General features: G+C 43.6%; 14 protein-coding genes. 10 read left to right on the forward strand and 4 right to left on the reverse strand.

The window, feature by feature from the left end; all coding sequences use genetic code 11:
- Window positions 1–303 precede the first annotated feature (303 nt).
- The 4 genes from rsmF to AB4307_RS16235 form a co-directional block, all read right to left on the reverse strand.
- Window positions 304–1,725 carry a 16S rRNA (cytosine(1407)-C(5))-methyltransferase RsmF gene (gene rsmF, locus AB4307_RS16220; RefSeq protein ID WP_372132537.1) on the reverse strand — a complete coding sequence of 474 codons (1,422 nt, stop codon included), beginning with the start codon at window positions 1,723–1,725 and terminating at the stop codon, window positions 304–306.
- A 149-nt stretch (window positions 1,726–1,874) separates the two neighbouring features.
- Entirely contained in the window at window positions 1,875–4,532 is a 2,658-nt protein-coding gene (locus tag AB4307_RS16225; protein WP_372132539.1) for an MlaD family protein, read from the reverse strand.
- Window positions 4,519–5,802 carry a PqiA/YebS family transporter subunit gene (locus tag AB4307_RS16230; RefSeq protein ID WP_372132542.1) on the reverse strand — a complete coding sequence of 428 codons (1,284 nt, stop codon included), beginning with the start codon at window positions 5,800–5,802 and terminating at the stop codon, window positions 4,519–4,521. Before AB4307_RS16230 ends, AB4307_RS16225 begins: the two co-directional genes overlap by 14 nt.
- Window positions 5,803–5,856: 54 nt before the next feature.
- Window positions 5,857–7,653, reverse strand: a complete 1,797-nt coding sequence (locus tag AB4307_RS16235; protein WP_017059690.1) for an ABC transporter ATP-binding protein — start codon at window positions 7,651–7,653, stop codon at window positions 5,857–5,859.
- 89 nt (window positions 7,654–7,742) lie between these two features.
- Between AB4307_RS16235 and msrC the strand changes: the two genes are divergently transcribed.
- From msrC to rlmKL, 10 genes are all read left to right on the forward strand, one after another.
- Window positions 7,743–8,234 (forward strand): free L-methionine (R)-S-oxide reductase MsrC, encoded by a 492-nt coding sequence (msrC, locus tag AB4307_RS16240; protein ID WP_017059689.1) that lies wholly within the window; start codon window positions 7,743–7,745, stop codon window positions 8,232–8,234.
- Between the two features lie 97 nt (window positions 8,235–8,331).
- Window positions 8,332–8,955: an RNA chaperone ProQ gene (proQ, locus tag AB4307_RS16245; protein ID WP_017057223.1), complete on the forward strand. Its 624-nt coding sequence runs from the start codon at window positions 8,332–8,334 to the stop codon at window positions 8,953–8,955.
- 17 nt (window positions 8,956–8,972) lie between these two features.
- Window positions 8,973–10,967 (forward strand): carboxy terminal-processing peptidase, encoded by a 1,995-nt coding sequence (gene prc / locus AB4307_RS16250; RefSeq protein ID WP_017068919.1) that lies wholly within the window; start codon window positions 8,973–8,975, stop codon window positions 10,965–10,967.
- Between the two features lie 322 nt (window positions 10,968–11,289).
- Window positions 11,290–11,973, forward strand: coding sequence for a hypothetical protein (locus AB4307_RS16255; protein WP_017059686.1), 684 nt, complete (start codon window positions 11,290–11,292; stop codon window positions 11,971–11,973).
- Window positions 11,974–12,191: 218 nt separating this feature from the next.
- The gene (gene pepN, locus AB4307_RS16260) at window positions 12,192–14,798 is read left to right on the forward strand and encodes an aminopeptidase N (RefSeq protein WP_372132545.1); all 2,607 of its coding nucleotides are present in this window, start codon (window positions 12,192–12,194) and stop codon (window positions 14,796–14,798) included.
- A gap of 189 nt (window positions 14,799–14,987) precedes the next feature.
- Window positions 14,988–15,206, forward strand: coding sequence for a DUF2835 domain-containing protein (locus AB4307_RS16265; protein WP_081325156.1), 219 nt, complete (start codon window positions 14,988–14,990; stop codon window positions 15,204–15,206).
- 228 nt (window positions 15,207–15,434) lie between these two features.
- Entirely contained in the window at window positions 15,435–20,276 is a 4,842-nt protein-coding gene (locus AB4307_RS16270) for an NAD-glutamate dehydrogenase (protein WP_017066961.1), read from the forward strand.
- A 330-nt stretch (window positions 20,277–20,606) separates the two neighbouring features.
- The gene (gene pyrD / locus AB4307_RS16275) at window positions 20,607–21,617 is read left to right on the forward strand and encodes a quinone-dependent dihydroorotate dehydrogenase (protein ID WP_372132547.1); all 1,011 of its coding nucleotides are present in this window, start codon (window positions 20,607–20,609) and stop codon (window positions 21,615–21,617) included.
- Window positions 21,618–21,823: 206 nt separating this feature from the next.
- On the forward strand, window positions 21,824–22,372 hold the full coding sequence (locus AB4307_RS16280; RefSeq protein WP_055318434.1) for a cell division protein ZapC: 549 nt from the start codon (window positions 21,824–21,826) through the stop codon (window positions 22,370–22,372).
- A gap of 507 nt (window positions 22,373–22,879) precedes the next feature.
- Window positions 22,880–25,000, forward strand: a complete 2,121-nt coding sequence (gene rlmKL, locus AB4307_RS16285; protein ID WP_372132550.1) for a bifunctional 23S rRNA (guanine(2069)-N(7))-methyltransferase RlmK/23S rRNA (guanine(2445)-N(2))-methyltransferase RlmL — start codon at window positions 22,880–22,882, stop codon at window positions 24,998–25,000.
- Window positions 25,001–25,014: the final 14 nt, after the last annotated feature.

Here is a 25,014-nt window from a genome sequence, read left to right on the forward strand (position 1 = left end):
CGCTAATCCGCGATGAACCAAAAAAAAGCCCAAACCTTCCTGTTTGGGCTTAGGGGAAAGGGCTCCGAAGAGCCTACGCTAATCGTTTTAATCTTTTGACTGTTAGATTGAAGTCTAGTTTAGATTCTCTAAAGTGCGATTTTTCTTTTTGGAAATAGTGACTTGAATTGATATTTATATAATTAGCTGTTGATTTACAAGCGCTTGCACACTGACTTATATGGCCGATAGAATAGAAAAAGCCCAAACAATTAACGTTGTTTGGGCTTTTTGTTTATTAAGGTGTATTCAGTGCGAACGCTTTTAGAAAAGGTTCTTATCGCGCACGAGTTCGCGTGGTAAACCGTTCTTCACTCGGTTGCCAACCCACTTACCAAGGCCGATGATTGCACCATTGTACTTCACTAGTACTTCACCTTTTCCTGACAAGTTTTCAGGGCGAACATCGCGGCCCATGAACCATTCACGAGCATCTTCAATACTAAGCTCTACAACATTAGTTTCATTACCTGTTGCGAGCGTTGTCGCTACTTGGTGCTGCCAGCGGTAACCTTTTTTATGGGTTTCAGCGATCTTGATTCCCATGCGAGAAAAACGGAACTCACCGATCATCGGCTCTAGCGCTTCTGGGAATAGCCAAACGTCTTTGTCGCGAATCCAAACCTGAGTATCGCTTGACAATTCGATATCGAGAGTACTCATTAGTTGTTCAGCGACTTCTTGCTGAGTTTTCTTTGATGCTTTTTCAAATGGGAATTTACCCATACGTTTTTTAACTTCTGGTGGAGTAACAGACGCTAGTTTACGGATACGTGCAACAAAGAAACCTTCAGAGTCATAGACCTGTGGGAAGATGTGAAGAAAGCCTTCTTCTGTCGTGGTTGCTTTTGCGTTGTCGAATAGTGATTCAAGAGATTCAAATTCAACCGCATCACCAAAGGTTTCTTTTAAGTGATGACACACTTGTTGGTTCTCTTCGGTGCTAAGCGTACACGTTGAGTAAACCAAAACACCATTAGGTTTAAGAGCATGGAATGCACTTTCAATCAGATCTTTTTGCGTGTCGGCAATATTGACCACAGATTGATACGTCCAGTTCTTCATCGCATCGGCGTCTTTACGAATGGTACCTTCGCCAGAGCAGGGTGCGTCTAGCAACACAGCATCAAACTGTTCTGGTAACCAACCACCAAAAACTCGACCGTCAAAGTTACTTAGAGCGGCATTACGAACGCCACAACGTTCGATGTTAGCGTGAAGGACTTTCACACGGCTTGCTGCATACTCATTGGCAACCAATACACCGCGATTATTCATTAGCGCAGCGATTTGCGTTGTTTTAGAGCCGGGTGCAGCCGCAGTGTCTAGCACCGCTTGGTAATCAGCTTCGCCTTGGAAAAGTGCCGAGGGTGGCATCATCGAGCTGGCTTCTTGGATGTAGAAAAGACCAGACATGTGTTCTGCCGTATTACCTAGTGGCGCTTCACTTTCGTCCGCTGTAATCCAAAAGCCCGTTTCACACCAAGGTACAGGTTCCAGTTCCCAGCCTTTCTCTTTTGCTCGTACTAGGAAGTCTTCAACACTGATTTTCAATGTGTTGATTCGAATACTTTTACGAAGTGGTTTTTGGCATGACGCAACAAAAGAAGCCATATCTAGATGACTAGGCATGATTGCTTCGATGTGCGTTAGGAATTCTTCAGGAATATATACGTTAGCGTGCAAAAGAGTATCTCGATTTATTGCATTAATGCGGGGAGTTTAAAGCAAAATGAGGCCGTCCTAAACCATATTTGCAGCAAACAGCAAAAATGCAGCCTAATGGCTGCATTTTGATGAAGAATTAATCTTCCAGAAACGTCAGAGAGTTCACTCTATGGACGAGGAATTGCGGTTCTCCATGATTTCCACTCATCTTCGGCTTGAGGATAGAGATAGAAAGACTGATCTTCGCTTGCTACTGGTTGAAGTTCATTTGTCGGTGGCGTTGAGAATGTAATACCACCTCTTAACAAGCTGTCTACCGTTCCGGCTTTGATGTTTGCGCCTGACAGGCCGATAGAGACATCGACGCCCGACACGTTCCAGAACACGGTGTTTGCGCGGATTAGATACGCGTAGTCAGGTTCTATTTGAATCGTAGATATGATGCGATCAGCAAACTCGCCCAGCTGAACATCTATAACACTGCCAATTTCTAGTTCACGGAATAGGATAGGTGTACCTTCAGATACTGAGCCGCGCGTTTCGCTTTGCAGTTGGAATATCTTGCCTTCAGGCTGCACAGGTCCTTTGCTAAGCTCAAATTTCGTGTTTCTTTCACCTTTGCCCGGGTCTACGTTGATGTGTTTAGAGAGCAGCGCAGAGACGTTTTTGATGCCATTAAGGCCAATCTCAGGTTCTGCCAACCAGAAGTGACTGTTCGTCACGGCAATCTTGTCGACGTACTCAGGTAAAATACGCGCAGTAATTTCAATGCCGCCCTTGTTGAAGTTCGGAATCACCAAAGTAACCTCACCAACAGTGACACCTTGATATTTGATCGCCATGCCCTTGTTGACTTCTTGATCGCCAGAAGAGGTGATAGTAATCGCGCGGCCAAATTTTCGAGCAGATTTTGAATCTTTGTAAAGCTTCCACACGTCACCAAGTTTGTTGTCGATTCCCGGCAGAGAGTCAAAAGCAATACCGCCTTGGATAAGGGTTTTAACTGGTGCCGCTTTAATGCTGATACCCGATAGCGACGCATCAACCTCAACGCCTGATCGGTTCCAGAAAACAGTGTGCTTGTTGAGTAAGTGCGTGTAACGATTTTCGATTGTGACTTTGATTCTTACGCCACCGTCGGCAAGCTGAAAATCAGAAATACTACCCACTTGTAGGTTGCGGTAGAGGAGTGGACTGCCTTTAGAAATTGAAGGTAACTCACTGGCAAACAAAGAAAGTGTCTTTGAACCAGACTGATTAAACTTAGCAATTTCTGCTAACGACTTACTTTGGAAAAGTTGGTAGTCCGTTCGAGCTTCAGATTTACCTTCACTCACAAAGCTAATCGAGCCGGTAAGAAGCTGTTTTGCTGGTGGGACCGTAACACTCAAGCCTGATTCGGTTAGCTCTGCAGTCGCACTACCTGTCACAAAGAAACGGTTGTGGCTTTTGATAAGGTGCGCGTACTCATTATCGATAAGTGCATCCATGAAGACTTCGTGTTTATCAGAGCCCGTACCAACACCATCAACTAATCCCACATGGATGATAGAGCCAACGGCAATGCCTTTGTAGAGAAGTTGTGTACCGACATCTAACCCGAACGAATTGTTCGACGTTAAGCGAATCGCAACGGATTTCTCTTGTTCCTGACTGAATTCATTTTTGCGGATTGCAGTAAATCGACGCGCCTTTTCACCTTCACCCGGTACCAAGGTTAAAAAGTTACCTGTCACTAAGTTGGCAATATTTTTCATGCCTGTAAGCGATAGTTCTGCTTCTTCTAGAACGAATTTACTGCCGCTATTCAAAAAGTCACTGAATGCAGGCTGGATAGCGGCAGATGCAACGACGTTTTCGCGCCCTTCACTTAAGGATAAGTCAGTGATTTGACCGATTTCGATTCCTCGATACATGATCGGAGCACCCGTTGCACTGATCTTATTATCATCGGGAACGGCGATCTTGATAGAGATACCACGACCCGCTGTTTTCAAATCTGGGTAGAGCTTGAACTTGGTATTCATCTTAACCGGTTGGCCTTCTCCCGGAGAGTCGACCGCAATTGAACCGCCAAGCAATGCACTTAGGCTTTCTAAGCGAACATCAACACCAGAAAAACCAATACTTGCACCCAAACCACTGACATTCCAAAAGCGGCTTTGGTCGGTGATGATATGGCTGTATTCGTCTTTAATCGACGCTTGAATCGTAACGGATTTAGCGTTGTCGTTTAGTTGGTAGTTGTAAACTTCACCAATTGGAATTTTGCGGTAAACGATTTGAGAACCAACAGACACACCGCCTAGATCTTTGGTCGTCAGTGAAATATTCAAACCTTCAGAAGCCAGTAAGTCGGAAGGGGATGATTCTAAGGCTTGGAAAACGGTTTCTGGGTCTTCTTTGGTTTCGCTCGGGTGTATAGCAATATAGTTACCTGAAACAAGAGCGTCTAACCCTGAGATACCCGACAAACTTGCCGTTGGCTTCACAAGCCAAAAACGAGTGCCTTTTGAGAGAAGCTTCTTAGCTTCTGGGTAGATGTCAGCATCAACGTAGATGCTCGATAAATCTTTGGACAAGGTGATGTCACGCACCATACCCACCTCTAAGCCTTGGTAACGAATCGTTGTTCGACCTGCGACTAAACCTGCGGCATCTGAGAAGTATATCTGCACACGTTGCCCGGCATCGTGTATCGATTTCATGACCAACCAACCGGCTAATGCAACGGTTAATATCGGTAGAATCCACAAAGGTGAGATGCCTTTGTTTTTCCTTACTTCTGGTGAATATGACGTTTGTGATTGGTTATCGTTGTTCATTCACTGACTCATCTTTAGAGGTGTAGTTATCCCAAATTAGCCTAGGATCTAAGCTTTCCGCTGCCAGCATCGTGAGAACAACTACGACGCCAAAAGCGACTGCACCATAACCTGGTGTAAAGTTTAAAATCTGTCCACGGTCGACCAAGGTCATCATGATCGAAATAACGAACAGGTCCATCACCGACCATTTCCCCACCCATTTCACAATGAAATAGATGGTCATGCGTTGTCTGTGGTAAACGGCGCGCTTCATCTTGATACAGATTAAGATGTACGCGAGGCCGAGTATTTTCGCGACGGGCACGACGATACTGGCAATAAAAATGATCGCTGCAATGCCGTACATATCGCTATTAATCAGCGAAGCGACACCGGAAATGATGGTGTCTTCTAGCCTTTGACCGTTGGTAATAAGAATAGAAATAGGAATGACATTGGCTGGCACGATAGCCACGGATGCGGCAAATAGCAGAGCCCAAGTTTTCTGTATAGAGTAGGGTTTGCGGTGGTATAAGTCATGGTGACAACGCACACAAGTATGACCGTCAGGCTGAGATAGGTGACAGTTGTGACAGTGTACGTTCTTACTCTCATCAAAAGAGTACTCAGATTCTTTTGCCCAAGCTTCCCAGTAGCGACGCACACTGATACGGCTTACTAGTAATACGCTGAATAGCTGCAGAAGAATCAGGCCAATCAAACCAGGGCCGACGAAAATGTCTGAGTAATCTTGCAGTTTGAAACATGAGACTGCCAAACTTACCAGAAACACATCCAACATCATCCAATGTTTGAGAGTCTGAATAATGGCTAATGCATAACGAAAGGGTGTGAAGATCTTAAAACGCAGTGATGCATGAGTGATGAGTACCGAGGTGCACACCAGCAACGGAGCGATCGAACTGCAGAACAGGATCAGCAAACCAAGTAGAGGAAAGCCTTCGCCCATTAAGGTAAAAACACCCGATGGTAACGTCGCGGGTATCATGACGCCAATCAGGCGAATACTGATGAATTCAAAAAAGTGCGATGGGATAAACAGCAATAAGCAGGTAATTGCAATTGCTAGGTTTCCAGAGAGGCTAGGGGTCCCGCCTCTATAAAGCTGAGTTCCGCATCTTGGGCAGTAAGCAGATTTCCCTAAAGGGATGTCCATTTTATCTACGGGAAGTTCGCAGCCCTGGCAAAGACGCACTGAGCTGCTGTCGCATTGGTGTTTTGTTGATAAAGGGTTGGTTACAGATGGGGAGGTCACGCGACCTCCCAAGTTGAAAAGTAAGTTAGGTGAGCAACCCGACTTAAAGACTCAGAGCCACAAACATCAGGCGTGCGATTGCACACTGCCGTAGAGTGTTTGATAGAGTCCTTGTTGTTCAACCAATTCACCATGTGTTCCCGTCTGTGTGACTTGTCCATCTTCTAAAACATAGATTAGATCGGCTTGTTTCACCGCTGATAATCGATGAGCCACTATCAAAGTTGTGCGATCTTTCAAAAACTCGCTCAACGCTTTATGCAGTGCTGACTCTGTTGCTGTATCGAGTGCAGATGTCGCTTCATCAAGAATAACAAACTTAGGATTGCTCAGCACCATACGAGCTATTGCTAAGCGTTGTCGTTGACCACCAGACAGTCGAACGCCATTCCTACCAATTTGTGTATCTAAGCCATTGCTCAGTTGCTTGATGACATCTTGCATTTGAGCGACTTCAAGCGCACGCCACAACGACATTTCGTCGTATTCAGCACCAAGGGTCAGATTATGCCTTAATGTGTCGTTAAAGAGTATAGGTTGTTGTAAAACAACGGCAATTTGATTGCGTATTACATCAAAGCTGATGTCATCGGTTGTTTCACCGTTATAGCGAATGCAACCTGAGTCTGCTTGGTAAACCCCAATCAGCAACTGGATTAGCGTGGATTTACCACCGCCACTTGCGCCCACCAAAGCGACTTTCTTACCTGCAGGGATGTGCAGCGATAGCCTATTTAAAACAGTGTTTTCTAATGTGTAAGAGAATGTAACGTCTTCGATGTCAACTGTCACTTCTTGATCTTCAGTAAATGGGTTCACTTTACTGATAGGGCGCTTCTCTTCTTCTAACTGAAGAAGATCGTTGATGCGTTGCAGTGCCGCTTTCGCGCTATACCAAGAGAATTGAATCCCTAGTAGCTCTTGGACCGGGCCTAACATGAACCACAAGTAGCCAAATACCGCGAAAATCTGACCAATGGTTAAGTCACTGAATAACACCATTAGCATAGCGACGGCACGGAAAAGCTCGAAACCTAGTAAGAACAGCAGAAACGAAACACGGCCAGCAGCTTCAGATTGCCAAGCGTATTTGTCGGCATCGATTCTTACTTGGTTTGCTTGAACCTTAAGTTCATCGAGAAAGATACGTTCTTTATTCGCCGCACGCAGTTGGTAAATGCCGTCTAAGGTTTCCACCAAACGGTTTTGAAAGCGCTCAAAAGATTGGTTTTCGTATTTCTTAAGGTGTTTGACCCTGCTGCCTAGTTTACGGGAGAAATAAATCACAACAGGATTGACCAGTAAAATGAACAACCCTAAACGCCACTCTAGCCACAACAGCACGATCGCTGTACCGAACACGGTCAGGAAGCTGATGATAAATTTAGAAAGAGTCGAGCCAATGAACTTATCTATTGTCTCTATGTCTGTTATTAGGTGGGCGTTGATACCGCCGCTGCCTTTGGTTTCGTATTGTCTAATACTGATGCGACCAAGCTTATCTATCATCTTGCTGCGCATTTGATAGGTAATTGTTTTGGACACAAGCGTAAACTGGCGCCCTTGCAGAATGTTCAACGCTTGGCTAACGGAGCGCATGATAATCACTAACAACAAAGTTAGTGCTATATAGCCAGTCGGTGTTTGTAATGAAGATGGAAGTAGGTGGTTCATCATCTCTAAGCCTGAAGCGGGCTTATCGAGTAATACTTCATCAACCATTAATGGCATGAGCAACGGGATAGGGACACTAATGAGAGTTGCAAATATGGCAATAATGTTAGCAAACAGTAATTTGGACTTGTGTTTTTTTACTTGAGTTATTAACCAAGAACGGCTAATAGTGTCTTCTGAATTGTTCATTGTAATGAGAATAAGTCCTATTTAGTTTGATGGCCGCATTCTACTGCGTTCTCTTGATAATGGAAGTCTCAATTTAATTGGAAGTTAATATGAAAATAGAACATTACCAACGCTTAACCAAACAAGCCGTTGCATTAATTGAATCAGAAACCGATCTAACTGCTAATCTTGCTAATATCAGTTCATTATTATTCATGGAATTGGATGACTTGAATTGGGCGGGTTTCTATTTAATGAAGCAGGATTTAGCTAAGGAAAAAGACGAACTTGTACTGGGTCCTTTCCAAGGTCAACCTGCTTGTGTGCGAATTCCGGTCGGGCGTGGTGTGTGTGGAACTGCGGTTGCGACGAATACAGTTCAGCGCATTCATGATGTTCATGAGTTCGAAGGTCACATCGCTTGTGACGCTGCAAGTAACTCAGAAATCGTTATTCCGTTCTCGATTGGCGGAAAAATCGCGGGCGTTCTTGATATTGATAGCCCAAATGTTGGTCGTTTTTCTCAAATTGACGAGGACGGATTGACATTTTTCATGGCAGAAGTGGAAAAGCTGCTTAATTCGCACGCGAACAAGGCATAAATTATTCTCTTACTGTGGTTTTTCCCAAGCATCTCTCTATAATACGTAAAAATATTTTCTTAATGCTCGCGGAAAACCGCAAAAACCAGGAACCCACATGGAAAACACTGAAAAGTTAAAAAACAGCAAAGAAGTTATCGCATATATTGCTGAATGTTTCCCTAAATGCTTTACTCTAGAAGGTGAAGCGAAGCCACTTAAAATTGGTATTTTTCAAGATCTTGCTGAACGTCTAAATGAAGACGAAAAAGTAAGTAAGACTCAGCTTCGTGCAGCGTTAAGACAGTACACATCATCATGGCGTTACCTGCACGGCGTAAAAGCTGGCGCAGAACGTGTTGACCTAGACGGCAACGCGTGTGGCACACTAGAAGAAGAGCACGTTGAACACGCTAAAGCTACACTTGCAGAAAGCAAAGCGAAAGTTCAGGCTCGTCGTAAAGAACAAGCACAAAAAGCTCGTGAAGAAGGCAAAGCGAAACCTAAGGCGAAGAAAGCTCAACAGCCTCGTCGTCAAGCGCCTAAAGCACCAAAAGTAGAAAAGCCTGTAGAAACACGCGCTTTGAACGCTGACGAATTCATCGCTGGCAAAGAAGTAAATGTGAACATGGGTAAAGGAAACATGGCTGCGACCATTGTTGAAATCAATAAGGAAGATGTGCGTGTTCAGTTAGCAAACGGCCTACAAATGGTTGTTAAAGCGGAGCACTTGCGCGCTTAAAGGAGATACTCCTACGCATGAAATGCCGTTCAAAATTGACACTGATTGCTGCTAGCTTTTGGCTAGCAGCTTCAGCTCAGGCTCTTGAAGCCAAATTAGATCAGGACGATTTACCTCTACTCGCTCCTGAGGTCCAACACGAAACTGCTAGTAAACGTGTTACTTCTCGATTTACTCGTTCTCACTATAAACACTTCAATCTCAACGATGATTTCTCTCAAGCTATCTTTAATCGTTACTTAGAGATGCTGGATTATAATCGTAATATCTTCACTCAAGCTGATATTGACTCTTTCTCTGCGTCATCTAAACAAATTGATGATCAGCTGAAATCGGGCAATAACCAGATTGCATTCGATGTTTATAATCTGTCTATGCAGAAGCGTTTTGAACGTTTTCAATATGCATTGTCTTTGCTAGATACAGAGATTAAGTTTGATACCGATGAAAGTATTGAGCTCAATCGTAGTGAAGCTGAGTGGCCAAAAGATATCGCTGAAGTGAATGAGCTTTGGAGAAAACGCGTTAAATATGATGCGTTGAATCTAAAACTTACTGGTAAAGAGTGGCCAGAGATTCAAGAAGTTTTGGAAAAGCGTTACAACAATGCGATGAAGCGTATTACGCAATCGCATAATGAAGATGCTTTCCAGATCTACATGAACGCATTTGCGCGTGAAGTTGATCCTCACACAAGTTACCTTTCTCCAAGAAATGCAGAACAATTCCAATCTGAGATGAACCTATCTCTAGAAGGTATTGGTGCTGTGCTTCAGATGACAGACGACTACACCGTTATTCGCTCTTTAGTTGCTGGTGGCCCTGCGTCAAACAGCAAACAATTGAGTGATGGAGACCGCATTGTTGGTGTTGGTCAAGATGGCGAAGAAATTGTTGATGTTATCGGCTGGCGTTTAGACGATGTAGTACAACTTATTAAAGGCCCTAAAGGGACCAAAGTTAAGCTACAGATCTTGCCTGATGGTAAAGATGCAAAAAGTCACGTTGTCACAATTGTTCGCGATAAGATTCGTTTAGAAGACCGCGCTGTTAAATCAGAAGTGATCGAGAAAGACGGCAAGAAAATTGGTGTATTAGAAGTACCAAGTTTCTACGTTGGCCTTTCTAAAGATACCGATAAACTGATCACCGAGCTTAAAGAGCAAGGTGTTGAAGGTATTATTGTTGACCTCCGAAACAACGGTGGTGGTGCACTGACTGAAGCAACTGAACTCTCTGGTTTGTTTATCAAAGAAGGACCTGTTGTTCAGGTTCGTGATAGCTACGGTCGTGTCAAAGTGAACAGCGATACTGATGGTCAAATCAGTTACCAAGGCCCGTTAACGGTATTGGTGAATCGCTACAGTGCTTCAGCGTCTGAAATCTTTGCAGCAGCGATGCAAGATTATGGCCGTGCAATTATCTTGGGTGAAAACTCTTTCGGTAAAGGTACGGTGCAACAGCATCGCTCTTTGAATCATATTTATGATTTGTTCGATAAAGAGTTAGGCTACGTTCAATACACAATCCAAAAATTCTACCGAATCAATGGTGGTAGTACGCAAAACAAGGGTGTAGTACCTGATATTGCTTACCCAACGCCAATTGATCCTGCAGATACTGGTGAAAGTGTTGAAGACAACGCTCTTCCTTGGGACAGCATCGACAAAGCGAAGTACTCAGTGTTACAGCGTAACGATGAGCAGATCGCAGCGTTGACGGCTAAACACGAAGCTCGTATCGCAACAGACATGGAATTTGGCTTTATCGCGCAAGATATTGAAAAATATAAGGCAGATAAAGACGACAATGACCTTTCTCTGAATGAAAAGGTTCGTCAACAAGAGAGTGATGATGCGGATGCGCTTCGTCTAGAGCGTATTAACCAACGTCAAAAAGCCGCTAAGTTAGAGGCATTTAAAACGTTGGATGATATTCCAAAAGACTACGAAGCCCCGGATGCTTATCTTGATGAATCAGTTGCTATCATGCTGGATATGATCAAGAAATAAACAAAATACCTGTTATAAGGTGATTGTTTAAAGACGTACTATTTGAAAAGCGAGCTTAGGCTCGCTTTTTTTGTACCTGTGTTCTTGCCTCGAATAATGTCATGTTAACGGCATGCTTCCTCGCTTTTTAACTTGCTGCAGAACCACTGTTATTTGATTTTCGGCTGTGAAGTACACTGTAAAAATAACTAAACTTAAGTATTATTTTTCGATTGATAATGACATTTAAGTTACTTCGCACTTAAAATTTAGTGACTTAGATCATATTTTTTCGCTTTCTATTCATTACGTGCCTAAGCTTAAAGAAAACGAGGGGACGCTTATGAAATGGATTCTACTATTTTTATCTTGTTTAAGTTTTGTGGCTTTTGGGAGCGAGGTCGCTTCGAGTAGCCAACAATCAAAAAGTGATAGTAATCTATCTCATTTTGACCTTCCTTTGCTGCTTGGTGATTGGTATTTGATGAATCCTGATCCTGAGCAAGGCACTGAAAACTTTAGAGCGATCAAGCTCACTCTTGATTCAAACTACTCATTCACTATCGATATCCAAAAGAAAGACTACAGTGTCGATCATTGGGAAGGTTTGTATAACGCCAATGAAGACACGATTATTTTGGGTTTGAATACCTCAGAACCTCAGGTTTACGCGTACAGCAGTAATCACAACATGCTGAATCTTAACGGTGTTATGTTCACCAAGGCCTTGCCAAATGCATTGGCGGGAATCTGGTCCAGTGCCCAACTGTCTGGAAGCGATCTACGTGCGAGTAACATTCAAAAAATGGATTTAGTCCTTCAGCCGGACTTTATATTCATGTTCCGAGTATCAGATGAAGAAGGTGGTGAAGTCATTCGTCGCGGGGTGTATTACACAGAAGGCGATCAACTAGTGTTACTTTATGAGAACGGTGAACACGGCACTCGATATACACTGAACAGCGATGTGTTAACGCTGCAAGGTGAAGAGGGAGATATGTTTGCGGTACTCAATCGCATTCGATAATCGTGAGTTTTAGCAGTAACGGCGTACTCGTTGATAATATTGTGCACAGTTCATTTCTTAGGCGTTCCTGTCTGATTTGATTGATAAAATAGCAAAACATGGAGGCATTTTCTTACAATGCCTCCTTTTTTTAATATTCCCCTTGTTTTATTGGCGCTCAACCTTTAGATATATACAGTTAAAAAATAATTACGTATAACGATCAAAAGGAACCCGTCATGGCACATACACCTCAAGCCAAGTATCGTAAAGATTATCAATCACCATCTCACACGATTTCTGAAATCGATCTTACTTTCGATTTGTACGACTCAGCATCCATTGTTACGGCTGTTTCTAGTGTTAAGCAGGAGAAAGACAGCACGACATTAGTACTTGATGGTGAAGGCTTGAAGTTGGTTTCTGTTTTGGTTGAAGGCAACGAATGGACTCAGTACGAGCAGTCTGAAACTCAACTTACGCTGAATGACCTTCCAAAAGAATTTACTCTAACCATCGTTACCGAAGTTAACCCTGAAGGGAACAGTGCACTTGAAGGCTTGTACAAGTCGGGTGGCGCGTTCTGTACTCAATGTGAAGCTGAAGGTTTCCGCCGTATCACTTACTACATGGATCGCCCAGATGTGTTGGCGAAATTCACTACAACGGTAATTGCAGACAAAGCAGAGAACCCATTCTTATTAAGTAATGGTAACCGTGTAGATGAAGGTGAAGGTGAAAACGGTCGTCATTGGGTGAAGTGGCAAGACCCACATCCAAAACCAGCGTACTTGTTTGCTTTAGTAGCGGGTGACTTTGATGTACTTCGTGACGCATACACTACACAATCGGGTCGTAAAGTTGACCTAGAAATCTTTGTTGATAAAGGCAATCTAGACCGTGCGAGCCACGCGATGGTTTCTTTGATTAACTCAATGAAGTGGGACGAAGAACGTTTCAATCTTGAATACGACTTAGACATCTACATGATCGTAGCCGTTGATTTCTTCAACATGGGTGCGATGGAAAACAAAGGCTTGAACGTATTCAATTCGAAGTTCGTTCTAGCAAACGACCAAACTGCAACGGATACAGATTACCTAGGTATTGAAGCAGTAATCGGCCATGAATATTTCCACAACTGGACAGGTAACCGAGTGACGTGTCGCGATTGGTTCCAGTTAAGTCTGAAAGAAGGCTTAACGGTATTCCGTGACCAAGAATTCTCATCTGATCTTGGTTCTCGCGCAGTAAACCGTATTAACAATGTACGTATCATTCGCGGTCCACAATTTGCAGAAGATGCTAGCCCAATGTCTCATCCAATTCGTCCAGAAAAAGTGATAGAAATGAATAACTTCTATACTTTGACCGTGTACGAAAAGGGCAGTGAAGTGATCCGTATGATCCACACATTGTTGGGCGAAGATGGTTTCCAAAAAGGCATGAAGCTGTACTTCGAACGTCACGATGGTACGGCTGCAACATGTGAAGACTTCGTCGCGGCAATGGAAGATGCGTCGGGCGTTGACTTATCTCGGTTCCGCTTATGGTACAGCCAGTCTGGTACGCCGACGCTGTCTGTTGAAAGTAAGTACGACGCAGAGAAGAAACAGTACACGTTAACAACTCGCCAAGTAACAGCGCCAACTCATGAGCAAACGGAAAAACAGGCTCTTCATATTCCTCTTGATATCGAGCTGTACACAGCTGCGGGTGAAGTTGTTGAGTTACAATGTAACGGTAAGCCAGTTCATAATGTATTAGATGTGAAAGAAGCAGAGCAAACGTTCGTGTTTGAAAACGTTTCTGAGCAACCGATCCCATCATTACTTCGTGAATTTTCTGCGCCAGTGAAACTGGAGTACAACTATTCAGATGAAGAACTGATCTTCCTAATGGTAAATGCACGCAATGAGTTCTCTCGTTGGGATGCGGGTCAAATGCTATTGGCGAAGTACATTCGCAGCAACGTTGAGAAGGTTCAACAGGGTCAAGCGTTTGAGCTTTCTGATTCTGTTGTTGATGCATTCCGTGGCGTACTGTTGAGTGATTCACTAGAGCCTGCGTTTATTGCAGAAATGCTTTCTTTACCAAGCCACAATGAAGTATCGGGTTGGTATGAGCGTGTTGATATTGATGCGGTCGCATCGGTTCTTAACTCGATGAAAGTTACATTAGCTGCAGAACTTGAAGACGAGTTAGCGGCGGTTTATCACAGCCACGCACTAACAGGATACACGATCGATCACGATTCGATTGGTAAGCGTACTCTACGTAAAGTTTGCTTAAGTTACTTAGCTCATACTGGGCAGGGTAATGACTTGGTTGTTGCGATGTATCAACAAGCGAATAACATGACAGATACGATGGCAGCAATGGGCGCGGCAAACAGTGCACAACTACCATGTCGTGAAACCTTGATGGTGGATTACAGTGACAAGTGGAAACACGATGGTCTTGTTATGGATAAGTGGTTTGCATTGCAAGGTACAAACCCAAGTTCAAACGCACTTGAAGTGATCAAAGCGTCGATGTCGCACCAGGCGTTCAGTTTGAAGAACCCGAACCGTACCCGTAACTTGGTCGGTTCATTCTTAAACATGAACCCGGTTCAATTCCACGACAAGTCTGGTCAAGGCTATGCATTTGCAGGCGAGATCTTACGTGAACTGAACAGCAGCAACCCGCAAGTGGCTTCACGTCTGATTGATCCACTTCTTAAATTCCGTAAGTACGACGATGAACGCCAAGCTCTGATCAAAAAAGAACTAGAGACGTTAAAGAACATGGACAACCTAGCAAAAGACTTGTTTGAGAAAGTGACGAAAGCACTAGAGGCTTAAGTCAGCGCGCATTCAGGTAACTGTTTGCTACAACGAAAGGTCATCAGTGGTAGAGAATATCTGCCACTGATTTTTTGTTTCTGGTTCATCGAATTTTCGATAAGCTAGAGCAGCTTCAAGTTCAGTTTCACCGTCAGACATCTAAAAGTGCCAAAAAACACTGGCACTGTATATTTATACAGGTATCGTATGAATCGCTATATTTTCCAACTTAACATCTCATATCAGCAGTTTTTGGCCAGCTATTCTGGTACGGCAAGTAAAGTTCAAGTGATAACAACAACAGGTTTACGCTTACAGTTACCTGCAACTCGATTCAGACCATTTCTTACACAAATAGGGGTTAGAGGGCAGTTTAGGCTGACAACTGACCAAAAAAATAAGTTTATTAAGTTAGAAGCTCTGTAAACCTTGGCATGCCTAGTGAGTTAAAAGGAATCTTAATCACATAATCAAACATTTCACCTCTTACCACCTCCAAAACAATTAACTATTTCTCAATAATGCTTTTACAATAAATGAATGCATTACCTTTGCTTAACTCGTTAGTAGAAAAGCGCTCAACGGCACGTTTCAAACACCAGATTAAGTGATCCCCCTAATAATAAAATATAATTCTAATTGTGGAGTGTGACTATGACCGCACGTGAAACTGTGGTTCCAGTTTTACTTGAAAAAGTTTACAAGCTGATTCAAGACAAACTTGACCTTGCTCATCGACCTCTCGTAACTCAACTTGCTCAACACTTGTTTAGTAACGTTTCTCACGACGATCTAACTCAGAGAAACGAATCCGATTTATATGGTGCTGTAGTTAGCTTATGGCATCACATCAATGAAAAGAAAGCCGACGAAATCTCTGTACGCGTATTCAACCCGACGGTAAGTCGTCAAGGTTGGCAGTCTACTCATACTATCGTTGAGATAGTCGTTCCAGACAGTCCATTCCTTGTTGATTCCGTAAAAATGGCATTGACTCGCCTAGACCTTTCTTCTCACCTTATGCTTCATAACCCAACACAAATCTCTCGCTCAGATAAGGGCAGTGTTGTCGGTGTAAGCAATAACGAAGGTGCATTCCAATCGCTTTTCCATATCGAAGTTGACCGTCTGAGTAGTAAAGCTGAAATGACAGCACTTAAAACGGAGTTGCTGGATATCTTTACCGACACTAGCTTAGTCGTGAACGATTGGTTGAAGATGGTTGAAAGACTTGAAGAAGTGACCAATCAAGTTGAACAGCAAAAAGAGAGCATTCCAGTAGACGGCCAGCGCTTTGATGAAACGTTGGCGTTTCTTCGTTGGTTAGGCCAACACAACTTTACATTCATGGGTTATAAGGAATATGACCTAGTTTCAGTTAACGGCGACACTGAGCTGCAACCGACCAAGGAGCAAGGTCTTGGTTTGTTTGCGAACTCAGACCGTGTACGTAACGTTAAGTTATCTGAGTTTTCTGATTCGGCACGCCTTGAAGCGAAAAAGCCTTATGTTCTTATCGTAACCAAGGGCAACACGGCTTCACGCATTCACCGCCCAGCTTACAATGATTACATTGGTATTAAGAAGTTCGATAAGAACGGTAAGGTCATTGGTGAGCACCGCTTTACTGGTCTTTACACATCTGCCGTTTATAACCAAACCGTTGAAACGATTCCTCTTGTTCGTGAGAAAGTAGAGCGAATCTTAGATGCGAGTGGTTACCGTGAGGGTTCATACTCTTACAAAGCTTTGCACAACATTCTTGAAAATTACCCACGTGATGAACTGCTTCAAGCACGAGAAGAAGAGCTACTTGAAGTGGGTACCGGTGTGGTTCAAATGCAAGATCGCGATCTCCTGCGTCTGTTTGTTCGCAAAGACCCGTTTGGTCGTTTCTTTAGCTGCATGGTTTACGTGACAAAAGATCGTTACAACACTGAGCTTCGTCGCCAAACACAGCGCATCTTGAAACAGTACTTTGGTTGTGAAGAAGAGGTTGAATTTACAACGTACTTCTCTGAAAGCCCGCTAGCAAGAACGCACTATATTGTTCGTGTTGATAACAACAACATGGATGTGGACGTGAAAACAATTGAGCAAAATTTAATGGAAGTATCGTCTACGTGGGATGACCGTCTGTCTGAATCTATCATTGCAAACTTCGGTGAAAGCAAAGGTCTTCCATTGTCGAAAGAGTACATGCGTGCATTCCCACGTTCGTACAAAGAAGACATGATGCCAGGTTCTGCTGTTGCCGACATTGAACGTTTAGAAGCGCTAAGTGAAGACAACAAACTGGGTATGCTTTTCTACCGTCCTCAAGAAGAAGCGGCAGATTCAAAAGCCGTTCGTTTGAAGTTGTTCTACCACAGCGATGAGCCAATTCACCTTTCTGATGTTATGCCAATGCTTGAAAACTTTGGCCTACGCGTTATCGGTGAATCTCCATATGAAGTGCGTAAAACCAACGGTGTGACCTATTGGATCCTTGATTTCTCTATGCTGCACAAGAGCGATAAGACCATTGATCTTCGTGAAGCTCGCGATCTTTTCCAACAAGCCTTTGCGGCAATCTGGGCGGGTGAGTTAGACAGCGATGGTTTCAACCGCTTAGTACTTGGCGCTGGTCTTTCTGGCCGTGAAATCTCAATCTTACGTGCTTATGCTCGTTACATGCGTCAAGTTGGTTTCCCATTCAGCCAACAATACATTGAAGACACATTGTCTCATTACCCAGAATTAGCGAAAGGGCTAGTGAGCCTATTCGGCAAGCGTTTTGACCCGAAACTGAAGGGCAGCGTAAAAGGCCAACAAGATCTTATTAAGAAGATCACTGAACAGTTGGATCATGTAGAAAGCTTGGATGATGATCGTATCATTCGTCGCTACATGGAAATGATCACTGCAACGCTTCGTACTAACTACTACCAAGTAGACGAGAATAAGCAGTCTAAACCTTGGTTGGCTCTGAAAATGAGACCAAGCGAGATTCCAGATATCCCTGCGCCGGTTCCTGCGTTTGAGATCTTCGTTTACGCACCAGACATTGAAGGTGTGCATTTACGTGGCGGTAAAGTAGCACGCGGTGGTTTACGTTGGTCAGACCGTCAAGAGGACTTCCGTACTGAGATTCTAGGCCTAGTTAAAGCGCAACAAGTTAAGAACACGGTTATCGTACCGGTTGGTGCTAAAGGTGGTTTCGTTTGTAAGCGTCAACACATGATGTCTGGCCGAGACGAGATCTTTGCTGAAGGTCAACGTTGTTACAAGCGCTTCATCCGTGCATTGCTAGACGTTTCAGACAACATCATTGAAGGTGAGGTTATCCCACCTAAGAGCGTTGTTCGTCACGATGAAGATGACCCATACTTGGTTGTTGCAGCCGATAAAGGCACCGCGACATTCTCAGATCTAGCGAACTCAGTAGCTGAAGAGTACAACTTCTGGCTAGGTGATGCGTTTGCATCGGGTGGCTCTAACGGTTACGACCACAAAGCCATGGGTATCACGGCGAAAGGTGGCTGGGAATCGGTTAAACGTCACTTCCGCGAAATGGGTATTAACTGTCAAAGCACAGACTTCACTGCCATTGGTGTGGGTGATATGGCGGGTGACGTATTTGGCAACGGTATGCTGCTATCTAAGCACATTCGCTTGCAAGCTGCGTTTAACCACATGCACATCTTCATTGACCCGAATCCAGAATCAGCATCAAGCTGGGTAGAGCGTGACCGTCTGTTTAATCTGCCTCGTTCAAGTTGGGAAGATTACAATAAAGACCTGATTTCTCAAGGTGGTGGCATCTTCTCTCGCCGAGCGAAGTCTATCTCTTTGACACCTGAAATTCAGAAAATGCTGGGTACCAAGAAAGCATCAATGGCACCAAACGACTTGATCAAAGCGATCTTGTCTATGAAAGTTGATCTACTTTGGAACGGCGGTATTGGTACTTACGTTAAGTCTTCTAGTGAGACTCATACCGATGTGGGTGACCGTGCAAATGACGTGCTACGTATCGATGGCCGTGACCTGAAAGCTAAGGTTGTTGGTGAAGGCGGTAACTTGGGTATGACTCAATTGGGTCGTATTGAATACGCTCTAACGGGCGGTCGAGTTAATACTGACTTTGTCGATAACGTTGGTGGTGTAGATTGCTCGGATAACGAAGTTAACATTAAGATCTTCTTGAATGGCTTGGTGTCTAATGGTGATCTTACCGTTAAGCAACGTAACCAAGTTCTTGAATCTATGGAAGATGAAGTAGGTGAAATCGTACTAGACGACGCTTACTGCCAAGCTGAGTCTATCTCTGTTACTGAGCATCAAGGTGTAGGCTTAGTGAAAGAGCAAATCCGCTTTATCCACACAATGGAAAAAGCCGGGTACTTAGACCGTGGTTTGGAATACATCCCAGATGACGAAACGCTGCTAGAACGTGAGAAGCAGGGCCAAGCACTAACAAGACCAGAGCTATCAGTATTGATCGCTTACGGTAAAATGGTTCTAAAAGAAGATCTTGTGAGTGATGACATTGCGAATGATGAGTTCCATGCTCAACAACTGATGCAATACTTCCCAACAGAGTTACGCCGTAACTACTCTCAGCACATGGATAACCATCCACTTCGTGCAGAGATCATTGCGACTGCGCTTGCTAACCAAATGGTTAACGAGATGGGCTGTAACTTCGTGACTCGCTTGCAAGAAGAGACGGGCGCGAACATTGTTGATATTGCGAATGCTTACGCGGCATCACGTGAAATCTACGGCCTGGGTAAGGTATTGAAGAGCATCCGTGAACTGGACAACATCTCAAGTTCTGAAGCTCAATACGAATTGCTTTACCATGTACGTCGTACGCTTCGTCGTCTAGCACGCTGGTTGCTAAGAAACCGTACCGGTAAACAGTCAGTGAATGCATTGATTGAGCTTTACCAAGGTGATGTCGTCGCAATTACTGAGAAGCTGGATGAAAACCTAGTGGCTTCAGAAGTAGAAGAGCATCAAGCAATGGCTCAAGTATGGATTGACCAAGGTGTAAACGCTGAGCTGGCTAATTCAGTGGCTCGTTTGTCTAGCCTGTACTCAGCACTGGATATATCTACAGTGGCTCGTGAAACAGGTAAAACAGTACAGCAAGCGTCTAAGCTTTACTTCAACCTAGGCGACCGTTTGTCACTGCACTGGTTCTTGAAGCAAATCAATGGCCAAGCTATAGACAACAACTGGCAAGCACTGGCGCGTGCAGCATTCAGAGAAGATCTGGATTGGCAGCAACGCCAGTTAACTGGTCAAGTACTTAACTGTGGTTGTGCTTCAGATATCGATGTGATTAAAGCGCTTGATGACTGGATGGAAAGTAACTCTGTTTCTCTACATCGTTGGGAAAGCATCCTAAACGAATTCAAAGTAGGTTCTGTTCATGAGTTTGCTAAATTCTCAGTAGCACTGCGTGAATTGATGCTGTTGAATCTAAACTGCATGTCAAAAGACTAGTTACTAGATAAGACGAAAAAGTATAAGGGCAGGCCAAAAGGTCTGCCTTTTTCGTTTCGGTAAAGTGGAAACAATAGGCCTAACGACTTTTGAAGAACAAACTTCGACGCAAACGTTGTTTGTTGTTAAGTGACCTGATGGCTGTACTAAGGTTGAGATTAGAAATGGCTTAATAACTTGAAGAAACGATAACGTTTGCTTAATAATGAACCTCATTCGTTAGCAAACTTGATTATCTTACCCTTACAGACAGTAATAGATTGAATAGTTGGGTAAATAAGTAAATAATAGCGCCCCGTTTACACGGGGCTTTTTTCTATCGGAGGCACAATGCTTTACCGTCTAGCCAGAACTGGCTTTTTCCAACTTGATGCCGAAAAGGCACATGATCTTGCAATTCAAAATTTCAAGCGCTTCACAGGCACACCTATTGATCTTTTGTATCGCCAACAATTACCTCACCGACCTGTAGAGTGCATGGGTCTTACTTTTAAAAACCCAGTTGGCCTTGCTGCTGGCCTAGATAAAAACGGCGAATGTATTGATGCATTTGGCGCAATGGGTTTTGGTTTCGTAGAAGTAGGAACAGTGACTCCACGTCCGCAAGCGGGTAACGACAAACCTCGTTTATTCCGTCTTGTTGAAGCTGAAGGTATCATCAACCGCATGGGTTTTAACAACCTAGGCGTCGACAACCTTGTTGAGAATGTTAAGAAGTCGAACTACGATGGCATCTTAGGCATTAACATTGGTAAGAATAAAGACACACCAATTGAAAAGGGCGCTGAAGATTACTTGATCTGTATGGAGAAGGTATATCAATACGCTGGTTACATTGCTGTGAACATCTCTTCACCAAACACTCCAGGACTTCGTTCTCTACAATACGGCGAAGCTCTAGACGATCTATTGTCTGAACTTAAAACGAAACAATCTGAACTGGAAGAGAAGCATGGTAAATATGTTCCTCTTGCTCTTAAGATTGCTCCGGATCTAAGCGACGACGAAATTCGCCAAATTTGTGAATCATTGATCAAAAATAAGATCGATGGTGTGATCGCAACAAACACGACATTGGATCGTTCAATCGTTGAAGGTATGAAACATTATGATGAAGCGGGTGGCCTAAGTGGACGTCCTGTTCAATCTCGTAGTACTGAAGTAGTTCGTAAACTTTATCAAGAGCTTGGTGACCAACTGCCGATCATCGGGGTAGGTGGTGTTGATTCGTATGTTGCTGCAAAAGAGAAAATGATGGCAGGCGCTAAGCTTGTACAAGTTTACTCTGGTTTCATTTACAAAGGTCCAGGCCTTGTAGGTGACATCGTTAAAAATCTTTAAACGGCAAGACGCTTTTATTTCTGAAAAGCGACAATCTGGCATCGTCTTAATAAAAGAGACACTGTAACTCACTGAGTTGTAGAGAAAAGCGACAAGAAAGAGGAATTCATTTCCTCTTTTTTTTTGCCTATTGCTCAGTAAAATTACTGTAATTGAAGGTAATTTTGCGTTTTACCTAATGGAATGGTTCAACAGTGTGAGACGAAATGATGCTTAAACCTAGCGATACATGGAGTTGGTATTACGATGAGCAGCAATGTTCATTAATGCTAAACCTCGGAGAGGATATGATTTTCAAAACGAATCTGGTCCGCAATAAGCTGGTGGACTGCGCGTTTCGAGATAATGAATTCACCGTTGATGACGCATCTTCATACCAAACCTTCAAAGAACAAATTTCTGGCTTAGAACTGTCTGAGCCTCGTCAAGCTGAACTCGCGCTTTATTGTGTGGCAGCAAAGCGTTTCCACAAGCCTGTACAGCCTAAGAGTTGGTTCTTCGACTCACAGGGCGCTGGCCACGAATACCCTCAAGAAGGGGATATCGTACAAATGAATAACGAGCATAGCTTAGGGTATTTCATTGTATTAGAAGTGGGAGAGTGTGCGAGCCTATGTGCATTTGTCGACCTAGAAGAGTTTCTGCTTACACCTTCAAAAGGACTGCGATTTGGAGACTCAATCAAGGTGATGCACGATAGAATGGTAGACGCGAACGCTATCCTTCATCAGACACACATAGCGATGGTAGGTTAACCTCTAATCTAGCACATCATTTCAACCACGCATCGCAGCACACAAACGTATAAACCTTCCTCAGAATCGGCTCATTAGCCGATTTTTTTGTGCCTAAAAAACCTCATCCTGATAAATACATCACGGCTTAACCATTTAAATAGTGAACTTACGACTATTTTTTCACCTTAATTTCTGCCCGTTTTCATCGCCAGAAGAGTAAATCTACCGTCTTTATTCCCTGTTTTTGGTCTTTTGTAGTTAAATTTCATCCATAAATCTCATTTGGTATATACCAGTTTTGAGGTGAATATAAATTCACATTGCTACTTTGGTTAATAAGTGGTCAGAAATGAAGTTGGTTTGATAGGTCTTATGTTCTAAGGGGATGTGGGTAAGCGATCGCTTCAAGACTGTGCATTTGCTAGCCAGTTAGTCGAAAGATTCAATGAAAAGACGTGTTTAGTGTGATGCTCTAGTTACAAATTCAGGTATAATCGAACTCATTTTTATCAATAAAAGAACACTATGAATCAATATCTAGCGGTTACCTCAAACGGCCTTGAGAATTTATTAGTTGAAGAACTAACCCAACTAGGGATTACAAACGCAAAACCTGTTCAAGCAGGTGTTAAATTCAAAGCGACCAATGAGCAAATTTATCGTTGTTGTTTGTGGAGCCGTTTGGCTTCTCGATTTGTACGTGTCCTTTCTGAATTCACTTGTATGGACGACATGGATTTGTACCTATCAACCACTGCGGTTAACTGGGTAAATCAATTCCATAGCTCTAAGCGTTTCGTTGTTGACTTTAATGGTACGAACAACGAAATCCGTAACAGCCAATACGGTGCGATGAAAGTAAAAGATGCCGTTGTTGATTGCTTCGAGAAGAAGTCTTTGCCTCGTCCTTCTATCAGCAAAGAGAACCCAGATGTTCGTATTCACGTTCGTCTACACCGTGATAAAGCGATTCTTGGTGTTGATATGGTGGGAAGCGGTCTTCATCAACGTGGTTACCGTCCAGAATCAGGTCGCGCACCTCTGCGTGAAACGCTTGCTGCAGCGATTCTTCTCCGTAGTGGTTGGGATGCAACTAAGCCTTTCCTAGACCCTATGTGTGGTTCAGGTACGTTAGTGATTGAAGCGGCAATGATGGCTGCAAACATGGCTCCTGGTGTTAAACGCCAGAAGTGGTGTTTTGAATCACTAGAAGATTTCGAACCAGAGCTTTGGGCTGAAGTTAAAGCTGAAGCGAACGTTCAAGGTCGTCGTGGCGTTAAGAAAGTAGAATGTAAGTTCTATGGTTACGACAACGATGAACGCATGATCAAAACAGCGCGCGACAATGCTCGTCGTGCTGGTGTTGAAGAGTTGATTGAATTCGAAGTAGGTGACGCTGCAAAGCTTAAACGCCCTACAGAATTTGTTGATGGTGTGATTGTTTCTAACCCACCTTATGGTGAGCGTCTGGGTACAGAGCCTGGCCTAATTGCACTGTACACGGCATTCGGCGCACAGCTTAAAGCTGAATTTGGCGGTTGTAACGCGTCTATCTTCTCTAGTTCAGACGAACTACTTAGCTGCTTACGCATGCGTGCAGACAAACAGTTCAAATTGAATAACGGTGCGTTACCGTGTCACCAAAAGAACTACTCAATTTCAGATCGTCCGATGTCAGAACGTCCAACGGGCGAGCAAGAACAGCTGATTGCTCCTGACTTTGCAAACCGACTTAAAAAGAACATCGGTAAAATTGGCAAGTGGGCTAAGAAAGAGCAATTAGATTGTTACCGTATCTACGACGCTGACTTACCAGAATACAATGTAGCGATTGACGTATACCCAGGTCACCTTGTGATTCAAGAATACGCAGCGCCTAAAGATGTTCCGGAAGAGAAGGCAAAACGTCGCTTAACCGATATCATCCGTGCTTCTATTCAAGTAACGGGCGTTGAAGCAAACAATGTGGTTCTTAAGGTTCGTCAGAAGCAGAAAGGCCGTTCTCAATACCAGAAGATGGCTCAAGACTCATCTAACCTAGAAGTGAACGAATACGGCGTTAAGCTGATTGTTAATCTTCATGATTACCTAGATACAGGCTTGTTCCTAGATCATAAGATCACTCGTCGTCGTATCGGTGAGATGGCCGCAGGTAAAGATTTCCTAAACCTGTTCGCTTACACAGGCAGTGCATCTGTTCATGCTGCTGTAGGTGGCGCTCGTTCTACAACAACGGTTGATATGTCTAATACCTACCTTGAGTGGGCAAAACAGAACATGGAGCTTAATGGCCGTGTTGGTCGTCAACATCAATTTGTGCAAGCTGATTGCTTACAGTGGTTGGTTAAAGAGCAGGGTTCTTACGACCTGATCTTTATTGATCCACCTACGTTCTCAAACTCTAAGCGTATGGATCAATCTTTTGATGTTCAGCGTGATCACATTCAATTGATGGAAAACCTTAAGCGTCTTCTTCCTGAAGAAGGCACGATTGTGTTCTCTAACAACAAGCGTCACTTCAAAATGGACTTGGAAGCTCTGGATGAATTAGGTCTTAAGGCTCAGAACATTTCTGCTAAGACACTTCCATTGGACTTCTCTCGCAATAAGCACATTCATAACTGCTGGTTGATTACTCACAAGTAGTTAAGAGATTGTAT

It is taken from the genome of Vibrio sp. 10N.261.52.C2, from assembly GCF_041471425.1.
Taxonomy (GTDB): domain Bacteria; phylum Pseudomonadota; class Gammaproteobacteria; order Enterobacterales; family Vibrionaceae; genus Vibrio; species Vibrio crassostreae_C.

Coding starts and splice junctions, on each gene's coding strand:
- AB4307_RS16225 (WP_372132539.1), bottom strand. CDS start 4,532: ATGAACAACGATAACCAATCACAAACGTCATATTCACCAGAAGTAAGG.
- AB4307_RS16235 (WP_017059690.1), bottom strand. CDS start 7,653: ATGAACAATTCAGAAGACACTATTAGCCGTTCTTGGTTAATAACTCAA.
- msrC (WP_017059689.1), top strand. CDS start 7,743: ATGAAAATAGAACATTACCAACGCTTAACCAAACAAGCCGTTGCATTA.
- proQ (WP_017057223.1), top strand. CDS start 8,332: ATGGAAAACACTGAAAAGTTAAAAAACAGCAAAGAAGTTATCGCATAT.
- prc (WP_017068919.1), top strand. CDS start 8,973: ATGAAATGCCGTTCAAAATTGACACTGATTGCTGCTAGCTTTTGGCTA.
- AB4307_RS16255 (WP_017059686.1), top strand. CDS start 11,290: ATGAAATGGATTCTACTATTTTTATCTTGTTTAAGTTTTGTGGCTTTT.
- pepN (WP_372132545.1), top strand. CDS start 12,192: ATGGCACATACACCTCAAGCCAAGTATCGTAAAGATTATCAATCACCA.
- AB4307_RS16265 (WP_081325156.1), top strand. CDS start 14,988: ATGAATCGCTATATTTTCCAACTTAACATCTCATATCAGCAGTTTTTG.
- AB4307_RS16270 (WP_017066961.1), top strand. CDS start 15,435: ATGACCGCACGTGAAACTGTGGTTCCAGTTTTACTTGAAAAAGTTTAC.
- pyrD (WP_372132547.1), top strand. CDS start 20,607: ATGCTTTACCGTCTAGCCAGAACTGGCTTTTTCCAACTTGATGCCGAA.
- AB4307_RS16280 (WP_055318434.1), top strand. CDS start 21,824: ATGATGCTTAAACCTAGCGATACATGGAGTTGGTATTACGATGAGCAG.
- rlmKL (WP_372132550.1), top strand. CDS start 22,880: ATGAATCAATATCTAGCGGTTACCTCAAACGGCCTTGAGAATTTATTA.